This window comes from Clostridium formicaceticum (genome assembly GCF_001854185.1).
GTDB classification, from domain to species: Bacteria; Bacillota; Clostridia; order Peptostreptococcales; family Natronincolaceae; genus Andreesenella; species Andreesenella formicacetica.
The window spans coordinates 3,426,444-3,443,238 of the sequence record NZ_CP017603.1; the positions used below are offsets into that span (position 1 = coordinate 3,426,444).

The window sequence follows — 16,795 nt, forward strand, 5'->3', positions numbered from 1 at the left end:
TTCTCCTCTCTTATTGTGCAGTAACTGCATCTAACAATTCAAAACCTTCGAATGTGAATGGTGTTTCCTCTTCAATTATTTCTCCACTGGTTACATTGGCCAGCTGGATACTGTCGGCCATACAGTTTTTAAGTCTTACTCGCTCATGTCCCCAAGCCTCTGGATCTTCCAGGGATATAATGAGTTCAAATCTTTCAAATCCCTGTTCAATCATCTTTGATGTAACTTTGTAGCCGGAGAAAGTACCAGATCCACTCTTTTGTCCTTTCTTGTATCTGGTCCAATCATCGCCCATTACATTGAGTTCTCCCTTGGACATCTCTACTGTAGCCTCTACAGAGTTGGCATTGGTTTGCCACTCACCATCTAATAATAATTTAGAAAAAGAGCCATAAAAGGCTCTATCTGGATTAAATGACATTGTCTATTCCTCCTTTTTATCGAATATAGCCTGTGCCCATAATCTTCTTCATTACGTTAATGTATTTAGCATCCCATCTCCAGAAGAATTCATCATTAGCAGCAGTTCCTTGGAGCTCATCATCTACTTCCACTGTGAAGTTTTCGATAAGCTGTCCAATTTGAAGTGTTTCAAAATAAAGCTTTAGGGCTGTCAATATAGCAATTTGTCCTGTGTCTCCATTTAGGACTTTACCAACATACTGTCTGTTTCCTGTAAAGGATGTGTCCTCGTCAACCATATCCATAAATTTGATAGCTCTTAGATACCCCCAGGTTTCATTTTGATCCTCTCCATATCTCTTTAGGGTGTTGACATCGTCCTCAATGACAACAGAGCCATCGTCGTATCTCAAGATCATAGTCCCAGCTAGGATAGAGCTTTCAATCTCTTCGTTACTAAGATGTGTTGTTACATCGCTGAATATGGTGACTTGGTTGCAAAGTGATGCTCTCATATCTTGACTTTCTCCAAGTGCACAGATATATACAGCAACCTCTGCTGGAGTATAAGTTATTCCGTCAAGAACTCCTCCTGTAGAACCTACATTGTGAAAACCTTCATAATTATGAGCTTTGGATCTGTTATTAGCATCATTGATGCTTTCATCCAGTTCCCCTCCTACATAGGCTCTTATCTTCTTGCCATTCTTTCTGTTTCTGTCTACCCAGGACTTAACACTTGTGTGTAGAGCTGGATCTGTCACTCCGTCGAGGGTAAATCCATTAAACTTGTATCCTTCAAATTTGTCCATTGCATTGATGTAGTCCTCGTTTGTTACTCCTGCAGCACCGTCATTTCCTCCTGTTAGTGCTTGTGTTACCACATCTGCAAGGGGTCCATTTGCTACCTTAGTAGCTTTTAGCCATTTGTTGTCATCATTTTCATTAATGGCCTCTATAATTTCATCCATCGTCCCTGTTAAACCAGTGAATGTATATAAAAGCCTAGTCCCTTCGTGTAATACAATGTCTTTCGCCTCTTCATTCACAATGCTTGGTCTAACTGTGACTTTGAACTCTCTGGTGCTTGGATATTTTGTCTCAATCTTTAGTGCATCGGCATCGGATGTATTTTTCAATGTCACCTCTGCCACCTTTTCACTTCCATCGGTTAACCTGTATAGCAATAACTGTCTTGGTCCACCCAATAAAGCAAGTCTACCAAGTTTATAGGCTGTGTAATTGCTATCCGAACCGAAGTTGTCCATTAATGCTCTTTCTGATGTTATAGACACAACCTCTTTAGCTGGTCCCCAGTTTGCTTTTACAGGCATTGCCACAATACCTCGCTGGCCCATCTGGATCCTCGCCAGTGCTGCAGCTTTAAATCTGTTATAAAACCCAGGTCTAATAGGTCTATCCGTTTCCGACCATGTTCCGCTCGCCATGATTACTTAACCTCCTTTTTAGGTTGATTCACTTTCTTTTTTAAGAATTGATTCACCTTAGTATTAAAATCTTCTTTGGACATTTCTTTTTCCTTGCAATTAAATAGAGCACCCGCAGCAATTTCGGTTCTGTATCCTGTAATAGCTTTGCTATTCAATAACAGTTCCTCGACCGGGTACTTGTGCTCTGTAGGTTTTGGAGCTGATTTTGTTGTTTTCTTGGTATCGCTCATCTTATACCTCCTCAATTAACTTGGCCCCTGCTATAGATACGTTCTATAAAGGTGCCTCCTCTTTCTATGCTATTTATCCTAGTCATTGTGACCGTAATTTGACCGATGCCCAGCATGTCACTATCTCTGTTTTCTCTAATAGACTTTATTGTTAGGTATCTCCTGTCCTCTATGTCTAAAGGGATTTTAATAGCCCTCATTAGAGATTGCTCTATAGTGTCTATGATCTGATTCCTTTCGTCTTTTTTGTCGCTTACAACATGGATCCTAATCTCTCTATTTTCCCTGTAGGATGAATGGTTTATTTCTTCGGTTGTCTTGCTTATTGTTCGACATAAAACAGAAGGAACTTGGAAATCTTCTCTCCAAGCTCCCTTATATGATTTAGCTCCGGTCACTTCCTCGGTAAATTCTGCAGTAGCCTTTTCCCAGGTGTCGGTTGAGCTATCTGTTTCATGTAAGGCTATGACTGAAAAATTCAAACCTCTTACAATAGCTTTCCACTCTTCGTCCACCATATCTTGCCCTATGGTTCCGTTAAAAGTGGCGGTGTATGATAGGCCTGTGTTTGGATCGGTAAATGTTTTTAGATCCAGAGCCTCTATAGTTTCGAGCATAAGATTGTCCAATGTCTGAAAAGAGCCTAAATCAGCATATATCCAAACCTCTAGAGCTCTCTGGAAACTTGTAGGATCCTGTCTCGATGAGTCTGTTCCTTGCACCACCACTCCATAAGGCTTAGGAGTATTATGTTTAGGGACGTTAGGTTCATAGCAATCCTTTAGAGTTGCAACATTGTCTAATATCTGTTTTCTCACTCCTGCCCTCATCTAATCACTCCTATTCACTGGCCCACCAATCTGATACATTCTCCATAAGCCTATTCTTGTTGTTTTTCAAGGTGTTTTCAAGCACTGGATGAGCTCTTGTACCTGGGTGATTGACCATTTTTACCGGGTGAGCTGCTCCACTCCAATACAATGCCTTTTTATTCTTAGGCCTTATAATGTGAGGCGGACTTCCTTCTTCCAGGACAGCTCCGTATTTAACTCCATGAGCAAGATATATAGTTAAATCTCTTCCTCTGCCATCAACACCAGAATGTATAGACTGTCTTGCATGACTGGTCCTATCTCTCCATGTAGCACCTCTTTTAGCCTCTGATGATAATATTCCAGCGAAATTTAGGAGAATCATATGGGTTCCTGCTAGCTTTCTATTGATGTATTCCGTTGATCTAGATGATATCATTAGCTCACCCTCTTTAATTCGCATTGGTACCCACACACTTCACCTTTTACAACCTGTGGGTATATTGCCAGAACCTCCATTTTCCCATAAGGAGATCCAAATTCTATTCTCTCTTCGGATAGATCCGTAAGGTCTGCAGTATGATCTGCCAGCATTCCATATTTTTTACTGGTATCTGCAGTTCCTTTCGTATCACTTATCACTGAAACTTCCGGGTTTTTCTGTTGGAATATCCTCACCGTTAACGTCCTGCTGGAATCGTCAATCGACCAGGCACCATCGACTATCTTTCTGGTAGATACACCTATTGTTATCTCCGTTGGATTTTCTTCAATGGTATTTATGATATCCTGTTTTCTTTCGTCTGCAGTTACCATTAGGTCCTCACCTCTGCATTCGTCCTCAAAATAAAGCTACCTGCATTGGTTCTACAAGTGCACTTAGCCTTGAAGTATTCTGCATTGCTTAAGGCTGCCTTTATTTGGTCGTTTATTCCGGCTTTCTCGTAGGATTCTATTCCAACTGTGTACTTTTTGGTATCAGTTAGGTTTAATCTAGTAGCAATTAAGCTCCAGCCTTCCGATACAGCACAATATAGGCACCCTGCCTCATCGAGTAGCATTTGCAGTTCCTCTGGAGAGAATATTTTCCCCTCTTTATCGTTTAAATAAAGTTGGAGTTTAGTTATATCATCCATACAATCCCTCCTAAAACAAAAGGATAATGCTTTTTAAGGCATTACCCTAATGTGATTTCTTGAACATTCTCATCGATTGCTGCAAATACACCTCTATAGCAATATGCAACGATTTGCTCTTCTACTAATCTTGAAACGTCTTTGTTTCCAGATTCCACAGTGTAGTCTCTCTTAACCAATTCTTTAAATCCTCTCTTCGGTCTGACCAAATATGCTTTTCCTTGATCTACACCTTTGTACTCATGATGTTTCTTGCCTACTGTAACTTCCCATCCGTCGTAGTAGACTACAGAGTTAATTCCAGAGATAGCTGGATATACGGTACCGTTGATTTGGTGGCCACCTTTAAGGGCCATTTCAATGTCCATGGCATCTGCTGAATTAGCAAGTAAAACAGTTCCTGGTCTCTTTGCTGTTCTAGAAGTTTTGACAGCCTCCGCTATCGTTTTGTACATTCCTAACCATACTGGATCCCCTTCTTCTCCTTTGAAGGCTGTTTTGTTTGCGGCCTTGTAATTGTAATTAATGATAGGGAACAGGTGTAAATGGTTCAATAATGCATTGTATGCCTCGCCCATCGACTTATTCAATAACTCAACGTTGAACGTCTCGTTAAAATCGATCATTTTCTTTGTGTACTCAAACCCAGTAGTATAGGTTTTAATTCTTGCTGTAGGTCCATGTTCTGCAGCAATGCTACCGAATTTAACTTCGTCGCCTTCCATATGCTCTAAGAATACACAGTTTCCGTGCATTGCCCATTTTGCATCTAATACTTCTGGAAAGTTAGGATCTGTTATATTGTCATAGATTGGCTGGTAAAGCAATTGAACCTGCTCTTTTCCAAGCTCCACATCCAGAACCACTTTCCTAAGTAGGTCTTTCAGCTCCGAAACAGACCCGAAGTTGATCATCTCTCCCAGTGGTTTACCGAAGTCTAAAAGATCCATTTCTCCGTTTACGATTTTCTTTATTGCATAGTCAATCTCTCCAGCGACTACAAAAGGAACCTTCTGCTCAATGCTTTGTTTTCTACGTTGTTCCAACAGTGTATCTTGACTAAATACCTTAATCATCTATATCCCTCCTATACTTGTTGTGGTAGCAAAATAAAGTGGATTACATTGCTAGCATCTTTTTTATTGGTTACTTTGCCTACTAATCTGTTTGGTGTTTCTGTTGTTCCTGGATTAGTTGTAAGTTTTTTAGTTGAGGCCTTGTAATAAACTAGGTCTCCTTTGTTGAATGCATCTGCAGCAGTAATTTGATCTGTTTCATATTCTGCCTGCTCAATATTCAAACCAATAGCAGCAGTTTCACCTGCCTCCGTTTTTGCACTTTCCATTGCCACTCCAAAGAACCCATCTAATAATACAAAAGTTTGAGCTACTACGGTGGTGTTTTCTGGTACAGTTACCTGCAAGCCTTTTCCGTCACTTATTTTAGCTCTGTTGATTGGTGTAATGGTACTAGGTGTTGGTTGCCCTTTAAATGCCATCGTTTATTCCTCCTCTAATTAAATTTGTGCCCTTTTAGATCTTAATCCACTTGTTGTAGATGTAGCAGATCCGATTCCAGGGCCTTGGTCAATGTGTTTATCTGACAATACTTTTTTCATTAAGTCGTCTGCAAGAATCTTGTCGATTTCCCCTGCAATTATTTCCTCTGTAGCTCCATCTTCTACTTTAAGCATTTTCTTAACCAGGCCTTGAGCCATCTCGCCAGTTACTTTTTCCTCTACAACCTTATCGATTGTTTTAGTGAAGTCTTTCTGACTCGATTCTTCCAGTGCCTTCTTGCTATTCTTAGCCACTTCGATTACATCCATTTCCCCTGTTACTCCAAGGGCTTCTTTTACCTTGCCAAGGATTTTCTTAGCCTCTACCGCCTCCTTGATTTCTTCCATCTCCCCAGCTAGTTTATCCGGTGTGATGGCCATTTCTCCAAACACTTGGTTATATGTTACTTTGCCAGTTTGGAGTAAACCGTTTAGGTTGCTAATTAACTCTTTGAAATCCATCTTTTTTCCTCCTTTATTCATTTCGCCTGCAGGTGTTGCAGGTTCATATATTTTTTTCTCAACTACCTCTGTCTTTTCCCCTAGTTTAACCTCTTGGTTGTCTATGATGAACGGAATGCTATACAGCTTGGCGGGTTGGTTTTGTTGCTCATATTCCATAATTGCAGTATTGTTGTCATACCTAATACTCCTCACCCAAACATAATCATGGTCACCGATTGAGAAGTAATCTTTAGCTGCAGCTCTTAGATCCTCTCTAAGCTTTTCAAAGGTACCATCAAGCTGTTCTCCTGTTATGTCGTTCATTTCCATGCCAACAATCTTTGTGGGCATTCCTGGGCGATGTAATGGAGTCCAATCTATAGATAATGGTTCATATCCCACTACCTCCATTTCTCCGGTTGTTTGATTTTTTCTTAAATCCGGAAAACCAAATATGCTCACTTCTTGGATTCTTTTGGTCCTTATCCACCTTTTGAGGCTTTTTGCATCCGCATCTACCAAGCCTCTAAAATAAGCTTTATCGCCTCTCATTTCTGCCCCTATCCAGTGTGTTGCTGGTGGAACGAACTCTGTCGATACATCCTCTGGCCTTTGATGCCCCAAAAACCCATTTAACGTGTATTGCTTTGTATATTCCACAATGTCCTGCAAGCTTTTAGGAGTATAATTCCACCCTCTCTTGCTCTTGCCTGCTGGAATTTCTACAACAACCTCTAGGGGATCCTCGTCCATTTGTTTCATTTGCTCGACATCTACATTCTGTGCTAATGGTATATCTCCTGGAGAAATACTCGTTGCCAACATTGCACTGATATTGTCTATCTCTCCGTGTATGGCTTTTTGTTCTCCTGCTAATATCCTAGCTTTCATATTCTTGTTTCACCTCCTTATGCTGCATAGTAATCTTGGTACCATCGCTCTAGATCTGGTTGCGATGTTGGATTTTGTTCCCAAGCTCTTAACCTCGCTACTAATTCCTCTGGCTCCTCATTAATAGTAGTCATAATGCATAGACAGTTTGGGTGAAAAGGATAGAGCGGAGCTTTGTCTAGGGGATATCCCCCTGGTCCTAATCCGTAATCATCTGCCATGGTTATTGGATCACAGATGTCATACTTTGGGTGACTTGCAGATAATATATATTTAATCCCTTTAGTAGCTGGGTTGAGATGGGCTGCTTTTGTAGTTCCCATGCCATAAGCTGATGTCATTTCAGTTCTAGCCAATCTTAAAGCCTCATAGCTAATATCCTCCGGTATTCTGCCTGGCATTCTGGCCATCATATTAGGGTAACCTTTAGCAAATGATTTCTTGCCCTTTTTAACATAGTTCTCTATGCCTCTGGCCACAGTCAAGCAATCTTCTCCACTGGCCACACCGGATGTTAAGATATTATTAATGCTCTTTCGGTAGTTTTGGTTCTTATTCCATATCTGTTCGCTAAGCTTAAGACCGTATCTACTCCTAGACCACATGGCCTCTGCAGCATCGATATTCATTCTGTAAAAAGTGTCCTTGACCATGCTTTTGGATACTCTTATTATGCCAGATCTATCAACGAGGTCTAGTGTTATTCTTTTGGAGTATCCAGAGCCTGTCTCGAGATTTCTTTTGATATAATTATCAAAATTAATTGTAAGTTGCCCATTTAACTCGTCCATTCTGGATTTAATCTCTTGCTGGATCCGTCTTAGCCTAGCCTGGTCAAAAGTATTAAGGTTTCCCTCTGCTACTTGTAAGGAGATTCTCCTGGACATATTTTCATAGATTTCTCTTATCTCCTGCTCCTGGTCTAGTCTTAGCTCCATAAATTCTTTTCTCTGTTGCAATGCCCAGGAAACATATGAGCCACTTTCTTCTATTAGCTTATCCACTCCTATGTTGGTGCCTATTTTCTTACTCATCCTCATCACCTAGCAATGCCTCGTCTATTTTAGCAACCTCATCTACCCAGCCTTCATGGTCACGGAACCTATTCCTCATTCTCCTGGTTCTCATGATCTTTTCTCTTTCTCCTGGAACCTCCGGATCGGTAGAGAGGTATTCTCCCATGGTGTCTACGTATTCTGATAAAAAGTTTACTGCAGCCTCTTCTGATATGATGTTGGCATTTAAGGCCTCGTTTAATGCCGATGTAATATGCTTTAACGTCTCGGCCATGGCTTTATCGTCTCTTGGATCCACTTCATCCCAACCTAGGGACACAGTGTAATCTGAAAACTTGTAACCTCTTACTTGGCTTGACATTGCCAATACCATTCTGGCTAACAGTTGCCATTGCTCTGCGAATTGTTCTCTTTTTCTCTTGATTTTATTTACCATGATAGGCATTTGCTCTTTGACACTAGCCAGTGCACTTGGGGTATGAACTCCGAATATGAATTCTGGTGTCTCTGAAATATCTACGATGCAATAAAAAATCATTTTTAGCAATTCCTTTGCATCTCCGGTGGCACTTTTTACCTCGATGAACTGTGCATCCTCGTCCTGGGTAAAGAATAGAATTTCATGGCCATCTAGATTGATGGTCCCTCCTTCTTTAGCAAACTTCACTGGATCCTCTATGCCGAAGTTATTGGCTAAGAAACCAGCCACATCCTTTAGTTTTAATTTTAACTTTGGTGTACTGTGCATCTTAGACCCTTTTAGAGCATGGATCATTACATCGTGGTATGCTTTTATATAGGGTTCTATAGGTTCGATATCACTCTGACCAAACTTCATAGTTTCGTCTGGTTCGTTTTTAAAGTGGATGATAGGTATAAAACCCCAAGTGTTTGAAAAAGTCCCCGATTCAATGCCCTCTGGCTTGTCACCTGTGATTTCTATCGTCCTCTCCTCGGCTGTAATAGTCTGTTTTATTGTCGCAGTCTTTTTAACATCACTTAAGCTAGTCCATTCTTGCTTGCTTTCCAATATATAAGCTATGGGTTCCCTGGTAATTGGATCTAATATGATGTCCTTTACTTCCTCCGGAGGGATGATGTTGTAAATAAGCCTCTCTTTTTTCTCTGGGTATAAAGGATTGTTTCTCTTTTCTCTAGTGATCCACACATAACAATCCCCTAACTTCAAGGCATTGCTGTGAGTCCTTATCATTTTGGAGGTGTTCTCGAGGGAGAAGTCGTTTAATAGCTCCTGTGCATCCTCGTCCTCTATGGTGTAGTGAGGTACCCCCATAAATCCAACGGTTGAATTAATAACCGGTTTTATAAATGCAGAACCAAGTTCATACTTCTTGTTTTTGTTCTGATATAATTCTCTGGCCAATTGATAATCTACTTTGGAACTATCAAGGGTATAGGTGGTAAAAGATGTACCTCTAATCCTCATCATTTCGCCAGATATTTTATTCCTTAACCAGTGATAAGGATTAAAAAAGTTCTTACCCATATATCTTCCCTCCTTTCAACATGGACAAGTCTGTATATCCATCGCTAGCAAATGAATATATAACTGCATCTGCTCGGTCTGGAGACTCTCCAATTCGTCTTTTCATTTCATCTTTACTCTCTAGCTCAATCCTGCCCTTGCTATCCACTTTGTATTTCCTGTTTGATAGCTGCTTAATTAAAATATCATCCTTAGGCAATTGAATAACTCCTTGCTCTCCTTGGAGGAACTTGGACAGGTTCTCGTCCAAGAGCTCCCGGATGTTGTCCCACATCTCTGCTGCTTTATTGTAATAATGTTCTGGATCATCGGCTTTAGATCCATTCTTTATGGGTACTATGATGTATCCTAGACTTTGCTGCCTATTGATTTCTCTTAGCCTGTCGGTTACCCCTCCGCCCAGTCCATCGTCGTCTATTTTTATGACTATCTTGTTTATCTGCAGGTGCTGTGTCTTTAATCTGTCAACAGTTCTCAATATGTTCCCAGCTGTCTCCATGGTATCTTTCTTAGAATACTGCTGCAGGTCTAGCACTCTATTTCCTATTCTCGGAGCAACGATAGTCTTATCGTCACCAAATCTAGCAATATCAGCTCCTATATTTAATGTATAGGCCTTAGATATATCTACCACAGTTTCCGCTGCCTGCTCCACTACCTCTAATGAGATTAAGCTGTCTGCCTCTCCTTTTGGGAAGTCTCCCAAGACCCTCACTCGAAATACATCGCTATCTGCCCCATACTTCTTCTTTAGCATTTCGATATTTTCTTTAGAGGTTCGTGGACTATCCATCGATGATACTTTGTGGGATTTGTAGGTATCTCTGTCTCTGTTGTGACTATCATAAAAGGTCCCGCTTGTTTTGGTAGGGTTACCGCATAGCAAGAGCTTGTTTTCATATCCTGTCAAGGTTCCTAGTATTGCCTCCATGATTGGATCTGCAACCCCAGAGGCCTCATCTACCACGAATAACATATAGTCCTCATGGAACCCTTGCATGTTCTCCGGCCTTACTGCAGTTCTAGCTGTGGCCCACCATCTTTCCTCAAATCCATTCATATAGATTTTGGTCTTGGTCCATCTAAGCAGCTTATCTACCTTTGACTTCGAGAGCCATTTGGATATCTCTGCCCATAGTACGTCATAGAGCTGTTGTCTTGTGGGTGCTGTGGCGATTACCTTAGGAAATGGCCTTGTGCATAGGTACCAGGTTATCGCAATGCTTTCTAGTCCTGTTTTTCCTACTCCCTGGCCAGACCTAACAGATACTTTCGGGTGTTGTGCTAGGTCCATTAATACTTTAGCTTGCCATGGATCCGGATAAAACCCCAGCATATCCTCTGCAAACCAAACTGGATTATCCCAGTAATTGTCTAGTAATGTTATTAGTGCTTTATCCATCCTTACCACGTCTCTTTGCTGCTATTTGCTCTATTGCCTTCACCCAATCCTCGGTTTCTTTGCCGACTTCTTCACCCTTCATATTATCGATTTCAACCTGGAGCTTTTGTATTCTTAGCTCCTGCTCTTTTGTGGCCATTCCTCTATCTACAAGCTCGTTATAGGATTTGATTAAACTCCTTAACTCTCCCATTGCCCTAGATTGTGCCTGGAGGAATGTTGCATATTTATCCCAGGCGAATTGGAACTCCCATTCCTTTTCCTCTGTAAAACTCATCCCTTTTATAACCTTGTGTTTCTTTAGGTACTCCGTTATATCGTCCCTATCTTTTACAAACATAATCTTTTGAGCTCGTACTATTGCAGCATACTTTAATCTGATGCTATCCCATAGTAGATCTAATTGGTTTATCTCTTCCAGCTCGTCAAATAGTTCCATTGTTTCATCCGGGAGGTGCTTTGAGTAGAAACCGTGTTTTTCGGCTCTCTTGTTGCCCTTTGGCGGCCTATTACAGTTCCCTACTGCATTCTTATTTCCAAGTTGTCCTATTCTCCTCTTGATGGAATTCGTCTTGTTTTGGGACTTCTTATCCTTCTTTTTTGGGCCATCTTTATCGGTGTTGCTTTTTTCTTGGCCATACGTTGCAACGTCGTTGCCTGTTTCGTCAAAATGTGTTGCAACGTTCTCTAGGAAGTCGTCCCACTTTTCTCGGCTCTTCCTGGATCTAAGAGTTGTTGTTTTAACCCCATATTTCTCGGCCAGTTCACTAAGTACAACCTTCTCTCCATCAACAGTTCTCCTAAGATACTCTTTCTTTATCTCTAGCCATTTCGTATCATTGCTCATACCCCTCCCTCCAAATCGTTTGAGTTCTGCCAGTATATCATCACTCGCTACAAAAAATATTTAAATAAGCTATTGCTGCCTTAACATCTGGTTGTTTGTATTTCTTAACCTTTTTAATTTCAGTGGTATTGCCTCTCTTGTTGGCTTTTATCTCACTTTCTTCGTATTCGTAACCCGTGGCAGCTCTAAATATGGATTTTTCAATTTGATTAATGTTCTTAGCTCTATCTTCCATATCCTCACCCCTCATCCAGAGCATTAAAAAAGAACCTCTCTGGGTTCTATGCTATCTCTTCATAAGGTATCGCCTGGCCTTTTCTTATAACCTGTACTCTGTCGTCCCCTGTTGCCTGGATATATCTTTTTACTATGGCATCGCAATACCTCGGATCCATGTCCATGGTATAACAGATTCTATTCATTTGCTCGCTTGCAATTAAAGTGCTGCCACTTCCTCCGAATAAATCCACAACCAAGTTTCCTTCAACACTAGAATTTTTTAAAAGGTATCCTATTAACCCTATGGGTTTCATCGTAGGATGCAAATCATTTTTTGTCGGTCTGTCAAATCTTATAGTTGTCTCCGGTGTCTCATCTAACAATCTCTCTAGTAGTTCTATTAATTCTGTCTTATTTAGACTCTCTAGATCGATGTCGCTCTCCAGGACTGTATTTTTATCCCTCTTTCCATACCATTTATGGCCAGCCCCTTCTTTCCAGCCATATAGAATAGACTCGTGCCTCCATTGGTAATCTTGCCTCCCTATAGTAAGAGAGTGTTTTACCCATATCAACCCCTGGGATAATTTAAAACCTGCACCGGTAAATGCTTTTCTGAAATTATATCCTTCTGTATCTGCATGGAATACATAGATAGGAGCTCCTTCTTTTGCAATGCTGTGCATATTGGTGAAGGATCCTAAGAGTAAGTTATAAAAATCATCATTACCTAGGTTATCATTCTCTATCTTCATTCCACTATCGCTTTCATAGTTCACATTATACGGTGGATCGGTTAGCAGTAAGTCTGCCTGTTTCTCATCCATGAGTTTGACTACATTCTCTTTCTTTGTGCTATCTCCACACAACAGTCTGTGCCTGCCCAGAACCCACAGGTCCCCCGGCTGGGTAATCGATACCTCTTCCTTTTCAAGTTCCTCCTCCAGCTCAAAATCATCTTCTTGGGTTTCTGTTGTATCAAAGTTTGCCACTATATCATTTATCTCCTCTATTTCGAAACCTGTCAGCTCCACATCGATGTTTATATCCTCTTGTAGGTTTTTGAATATCTGGCTTAACTTTTCCTCATTCCAGTCCCCACTTATTTTATTAAGTGCAATATTTAATGCTTTCTCCTTGCTATCCGATAAGTCAACCACACTCACATTGACCTTCTTGTATCCTTCCTCCTGGAGAATCTTTAATCTCTGATGTCCTCCTACAACATTTCCTGTCCTGGAGTTCCAAACTATAGGTTCTACATAACCAAACTCTTTTATGGACCTCTTAAGTTTTTCATATTCCGGATCTCCTGGCTTAAGGTCTACTCTAGGATTATATTTTGCTGGATTTAATTTCTCTATATCAATTTGTTGCATATTGATATCCATCTTATAATCACCGCCTATCTTTAATGGCCATCTCCCCATTTAACTTGCCTCATTCTCCTGCCAACTCTTTTGTGACTATCATGTTTCATTAAGTTCTCCGGCCTGTCTCCTAATTGTATTTTCTCCTTACTTTTACAGAGCTGCTTGAGCTCGTTGTATGTTTTTCTATCCTTATACTTTAACTGTTCTCCTATCTTGGCCATTCTGCCCACCCCTCTTGTTTTATTGTAATAAAAAAGATGTGCCTATCGACACACCTATCCCCGTTTTAAGTTCATATTATTCTGATACTACCATATTAACACTTTTAAACGGACCGTTGGTAATCATTTCCTAGGTTAATCGTCATGTTTTTGTCTAGTAACTGACTTATCCTGTTGTTTTCCATTGATTGTAAATAGTATTCTATTGATACTTTCCTTTCTTTTCTCTTTACACCATCCCTCCGAATAACATACTTTACCGGCCACCTTATACCATTCTAGGTTTTCTATGTAGAACATATTTATTATGGTTCTCTCAACATCGGATAGTGCATCCAGGGCATTGTCTATCATCTTTATTTTATTAGTCTCAAGAGAAATCTTTCTTTCCAAGTCTCTCTTGATCCTTTCTTTTCTCTCCATATTTTTTAAAGCATTATTCTCTGTGGTCCTATTTATTTTATTGGTTTTGGATGTTGGTTCTCCATAGGATATTCCATTCATTCCATCGTCTATGTCAAACTCTAGCTCTAGGTTTTCAAGCTTTAGTTTATAATTCTCAATAGAGGCTTTGATGATCTTGTAGTTGTAAAGTATTCCTTCGACTTGTCTATAGTTCATTTCTTCCATATGACCCCTCCTAAGTTATATCTTTATGTGTCAATCCCAAATCCACCAGAGTTTCATTATCTATGACAATTCCATATATCTTGTATAAATTAAAAATCTTCTCTTCCCCTTCCTGGTGTACTTTGGTGTGCAAATCCCTCGAAAGGGCCATAAGCTCCAGCCCCTCATGGCTTATTTTCTTTCGGTTTCTACCCATTCCTACTCTGCTGCCTTCGCAATGGTGTATATCTGCATTTGGCTTTCCTGTTATGCAGCACTTTCTATATTTAATGCATCCATAAAGGTACCTATCGATATCATCTGTTCTATTTAAAGCTTTATCTGTCAATGGTATGTCCCATTTTAGAATAAAATCTATTATATGACTTATAAAATTTCTTGCAGTGGTTACACTACAATTGGAGAGGGAAAAATGCTCCTCTCCAGTCGTTGCACAGTAATCGTATTTTAAGTATTCTTTTAGATACTCTGGATCATCTCCAATGAAAACTGATATATCTCTAACTGTGGCATATATCTTTTTTCTCTGATCCACTGTTATGGTTCTGCCATCGTTTATCCTTATTTCAGCATCGATACCGTCTTGGCCATCTATTTTGTATTTATATATCTGTCGTCCTAGTTTTTCACCTGGAATGGTTACTATAAGGTCTGTGCCTTTTTCTGTCTCTCTTAATTTTGTGATCCTGGAGAAGTATTGCACTTTGCCCCACCCCCTTTTTAACAGTTGTTCTCTAGGTGTAAAGTCTATCTTGCTATATTTTTTCTTCAACTCTCACTGTAATTTCATTCACAAATGAATTAAATTGACTGCATAGCTGCGATATCTTGTATAGTCTGTGCTCATCTCCACCTTGAGGAAAATCTAATATGCAAAGCACTTCTGGATAAACAAATGTTTCTTTATTTACTTGCCAATATCTTTCTAATTGTGTAAACCAATATTCATATACTTTTACAAACAAATCTAAATCCTCTTCGTTCTTGATTAAGAAAAGCTTATATTCATGATTGTGTCTAAGATTAAGCATTGCAGGAAAATCTGCATGTGTTTTAATCCCTAGTTTTTCATCAACTTCTTTTTCAAGATTTTCTTGCTTTTTTTCTTCTTCGTAATAAAGACAATCCTCTTCACTGTTGAACTCTGAACCATCATTAGCTATATAAATTGTTTTTATGATTGTTTTTGTTTTAGTTTTCATCCATATGTTCCTCACTTTCTTGATCTTTTTTTAGATCCTTTAACACTCTCTCCCTAAACTCTTCAGATGTTTCCCCATGATGCCTATTCTGATATATTTGTTCGGCCAACAAGTCTAAATGTTTTCCTTGTGCCAATTCTAAACTTTCTACGACTGCCTTATCTCTTCTATCTCGGCCACACATAGGACAGTATAGATATTTCTTTCTAGGGCTTGCTGGAGTTGCTTTTTCTATGCTATCGCAATAGCTGCAGTTTTTATTCTCATACAATCCATTAACTTCTCTTGCCATTAGCTCTAGTAATTGGCCATATTCTAACAAAGTTAATATATTCTTTAATTTTTCATGCAATTCTTCTGTATTTAACACATTCATCAGTTAGCCTCGCTTTCATTTAACTGTTTTAGTGCTTTTATATACCAAACATTGTCAATATCATTATCTGTAATCTCTTTTAAGTCATTTTCGTTATTTATAATCCCCCACCAACTTTCCATACCGTAAACTATCTTGTTTAGGTCGAACACGAATATAGCAGGATTGGTGTTGAAGGACACGTTTAATTCTTTTGTTTCTGGGTTATGAGAAATACTATGTCCTATTGGTAGATCTCCAAGATATAAGCCTAGATATGTTTTGTTTTGATATTCCTTTCCGCATGGTCTTATTTTTACAAACTCGCCTATTCTGTTATCCCTAAGTCCGATTTTATCTGCATTGGCATTTATCTTTGATACCTCAATGGGATACTCGATATATATACTTTTGTAATTGTCACAAATGAAATTACTTTTAACTTTGTGTTCTATGTCCCATTTCTTCATATAGTCATGCGAGTTTATGCCTTGTTTTTGTAGCTCATCTTTCAATGTCTCGCATCTATTTAACCAGCTCATTTTGCAGCTACTGCAATTTCTTTTAATCTCTTCGCTCATATTTTTCCTCCTTGATTCCAATAAATTCTTTCCATACACCTTCTGCCTCTCTACCACAATCTATCTTTAATCCTTCATTACATTTTTCTGTGCTTGTTTTGCAAATACATTCAGAACTATAATTTTTAAAAGGACAGATATCTTCATTTTTTTCTATAAGAGCGTGTACTATATATTCAACAAAGGTTTCTTCGTAGGTTTCGCAATCTACTTCTGGACAATCATATTGGTCATATAAGAGTACTGCTAATGCCTTATTCAAATTAGAAATTTTATTTTTCAACTTACTCTCCCTCCATTTCTAGTGCCCGTGTTTATCTCTACATTTTTTGCTATCACACAATGGTGCTCCACAGCTTAAGCTGGATGCCCAAGTACAACTATGAGTAGCCTGTTTTCCACATATGCAGCATTTTAATTTTGAGTGTTCCTTGCAATAATCAGAGCCATTTACTGCTTCCTTATTGCATTTTCCTACCCATGCCATGTCAAATTTGCAACCTTTATTCATTATTCTC

Annotated in this window: 24 protein-coding genes; all 24 read right to left on the minus strand. The window is 39.5% G+C overall.

From position 1 onward, the window contains the following. Positions 1–10: 10 nt before the first annotated feature. Positions 11–421 carry a phage tail tube protein gene (locus BJL90_RS15845; RefSeq protein WP_070970157.1) on the minus strand — a complete coding sequence of 137 codons (411 nt, stop codon included), beginning with the start codon at positions 419–421 and terminating at the stop codon, positions 11–13. Between the two features lie 16 nt (positions 422–437). Continuing rightward, complete coding sequence (locus BJL90_RS15850) at positions 438–1,850, minus strand: phage tail sheath family protein (protein WP_070970160.1); 1,413 nt, start codon at positions 1,848–1,850, stop codon at positions 438–440. Between the two features lie 2 nt (positions 1,851–1,852). Then, on the minus strand, positions 1,853–2,083 hold the full coding sequence (locus BJL90_RS15855) for a YqzN/YkzM domain-containing protein (protein WP_070970164.1): 231 nt from the start codon (positions 2,081–2,083) through the stop codon (positions 1,853–1,855). An 11-nt stretch (positions 2,084–2,094) separates the two neighbouring features. Beyond that, positions 2,095–2,913 (minus strand): phage tail terminator family protein, encoded by an 819-nt coding sequence (locus BJL90_RS15860; protein ID WP_070970168.1) that lies wholly within the window; start codon positions 2,911–2,913, stop codon positions 2,095–2,097. Positions 2,914–2,923: 10 nt separating this feature from the next. Next, positions 2,924–3,334 (minus strand): hypothetical protein, encoded by a 411-nt coding sequence (locus BJL90_RS15865; protein ID WP_081562045.1) that lies wholly within the window; start codon positions 3,332–3,334, stop codon positions 2,924–2,926. Further along, complete coding sequence (locus BJL90_RS15870) at positions 3,334–3,711, minus strand: hypothetical protein (RefSeq protein WP_070970175.1); 378 nt, start codon at positions 3,709–3,711, stop codon at positions 3,334–3,336. The genes BJL90_RS15865 and BJL90_RS15870 overlap by 1 nt, the downstream gene beginning before the upstream one ends. Next, positions 3,711–4,031 carry a hypothetical protein gene (locus BJL90_RS15875; RefSeq protein WP_070970179.1) on the minus strand — a complete coding sequence of 107 codons (321 nt, stop codon included), beginning with the start codon at positions 4,029–4,031 and terminating at the stop codon, positions 3,711–3,713. Before BJL90_RS15875 ends, BJL90_RS15870 begins: the two co-directional genes overlap by 1 nt. Positions 4,032–4,072: 41 nt before the next feature. Further along, positions 4,073–5,107 (minus strand): phage major capsid protein, encoded by a 1,035-nt coding sequence (locus BJL90_RS15880; protein WP_070970184.1) that lies wholly within the window; start codon positions 5,105–5,107, stop codon positions 4,073–4,075. An 11-nt stretch (positions 5,108–5,118) separates the two neighbouring features. Continuing rightward, positions 5,119–5,529, minus strand: coding sequence for a DUF2190 family protein (locus tag BJL90_RS15885; protein WP_070970187.1), 411 nt, complete (start codon positions 5,527–5,529; stop codon positions 5,119–5,121). 18 nt (positions 5,530–5,547) lie between these two features. Further along, on the minus strand, positions 5,548–6,924 hold the full coding sequence (locus BJL90_RS15890) for a hypothetical protein (protein ID WP_070970190.1): 1,377 nt from the start codon (positions 6,922–6,924) through the stop codon (positions 5,548–5,550). Between the two features lie 17 nt (positions 6,925–6,941). After that, complete coding sequence (locus BJL90_RS15895; protein ID WP_070970193.1) at positions 6,942–7,958, minus strand: hypothetical protein; 1,017 nt, start codon at positions 7,956–7,958, stop codon at positions 6,942–6,944. Next, positions 7,951–9,447 carry a phage portal protein gene (locus BJL90_RS15900; RefSeq protein ID WP_070970197.1) on the minus strand — a complete coding sequence of 499 codons (1,497 nt, stop codon included), beginning with the start codon at positions 9,445–9,447 and terminating at the stop codon, positions 7,951–7,953. The genes BJL90_RS15895 and BJL90_RS15900 overlap by 8 nt, the downstream gene beginning before the upstream one ends. Further along, positions 9,440–10,849 carry a DEAD/DEAH box helicase family protein gene (locus BJL90_RS15905; protein WP_070970199.1) on the minus strand — a complete coding sequence of 470 codons (1,410 nt, stop codon included), beginning with the start codon at positions 10,847–10,849 and terminating at the stop codon, positions 9,440–9,442. Before BJL90_RS15905 ends, BJL90_RS15900 begins: the two co-directional genes overlap by 8 nt. After that, positions 10,842–11,696, minus strand: coding sequence for a phage terminase small subunit (terS, locus tag BJL90_RS15910; RefSeq protein WP_070970202.1), 855 nt, complete (start codon positions 11,694–11,696; stop codon positions 10,842–10,844). Before terS ends, BJL90_RS15905 begins: the two co-directional genes overlap by 8 nt. Positions 11,697–11,736: 40 nt before the next feature. Next, the gene (locus BJL90_RS15915; protein ID WP_070970204.1) at positions 11,737–11,931 is read right to left on the minus strand and encodes a hypothetical protein; all 195 of its coding nucleotides are present in this window, start codon (positions 11,929–11,931) and stop codon (positions 11,737–11,739) included. A gap of 46 nt (positions 11,932–11,977) precedes the next feature. Beyond that, complete coding sequence (locus BJL90_RS15920) at positions 11,978–13,345, minus strand: site-specific DNA-methyltransferase (protein WP_335617801.1); 1,368 nt, start codon at positions 13,343–13,345, stop codon at positions 11,978–11,980. Continuing rightward, positions 13,327–13,509, minus strand: coding sequence for a hypothetical protein (locus BJL90_RS15925; RefSeq protein ID WP_070970207.1), 183 nt, complete (start codon positions 13,507–13,509; stop codon positions 13,327–13,329). The genes BJL90_RS15920 and BJL90_RS15925 overlap by 19 nt, the downstream gene beginning before the upstream one ends. A gap of 135 nt (positions 13,510–13,644) precedes the next feature. Continuing rightward, a complete protein-coding gene (locus tag BJL90_RS15930) occupies positions 13,645–14,139 on the minus strand; it encodes a hypothetical protein (RefSeq protein WP_070970210.1) in 495 nt (164 codons plus the stop codon). 10 nt (positions 14,140–14,149) lie between these two features. After that, positions 14,150–14,911, minus strand: a complete 762-nt coding sequence (locus tag BJL90_RS15935; protein ID WP_081562046.1) for a putative HNHc nuclease — start codon at positions 14,909–14,911, stop codon at positions 14,150–14,152. Beyond that, a complete protein-coding gene (locus BJL90_RS15940; protein WP_070970216.1) occupies positions 14,895–15,341 on the minus strand; it encodes a hypothetical protein in 447 nt (148 codons plus the stop codon). The genes BJL90_RS15935 and BJL90_RS15940 overlap by 17 nt, the downstream gene beginning before the upstream one ends. After that, the gene (locus BJL90_RS15945) at positions 15,331–15,717 is read right to left on the minus strand and encodes a hypothetical protein (protein WP_070970219.1); all 387 of its coding nucleotides are present in this window, start codon (positions 15,715–15,717) and stop codon (positions 15,331–15,333) included. The genes BJL90_RS15940 and BJL90_RS15945 overlap by 11 nt, the downstream gene beginning before the upstream one ends. Next, positions 15,717–16,277: a hypothetical protein gene (locus tag BJL90_RS15950; protein ID WP_070970222.1), complete on the minus strand. Its 561-nt coding sequence runs from the start codon at positions 16,275–16,277 to the stop codon at positions 15,717–15,719. The genes BJL90_RS15945 and BJL90_RS15950 overlap by 1 nt, the downstream gene beginning before the upstream one ends. Further along, a complete protein-coding gene (locus BJL90_RS15955; RefSeq protein ID WP_070970225.1) occupies positions 16,261–16,560 on the minus strand; it encodes a hypothetical protein in 300 nt (99 codons plus the stop codon). The genes BJL90_RS15950 and BJL90_RS15955 overlap by 17 nt, the downstream gene beginning before the upstream one ends. Positions 16,561–16,578: 18 nt before the next feature. Further along, on the minus strand, positions 16,579–16,788 hold the full coding sequence (locus tag BJL90_RS15960) for a hypothetical protein (protein ID WP_070970228.1): 210 nt from the start codon (positions 16,786–16,788) through the stop codon (positions 16,579–16,581). Positions 16,789–16,795 lie beyond the last annotated feature (7 nt).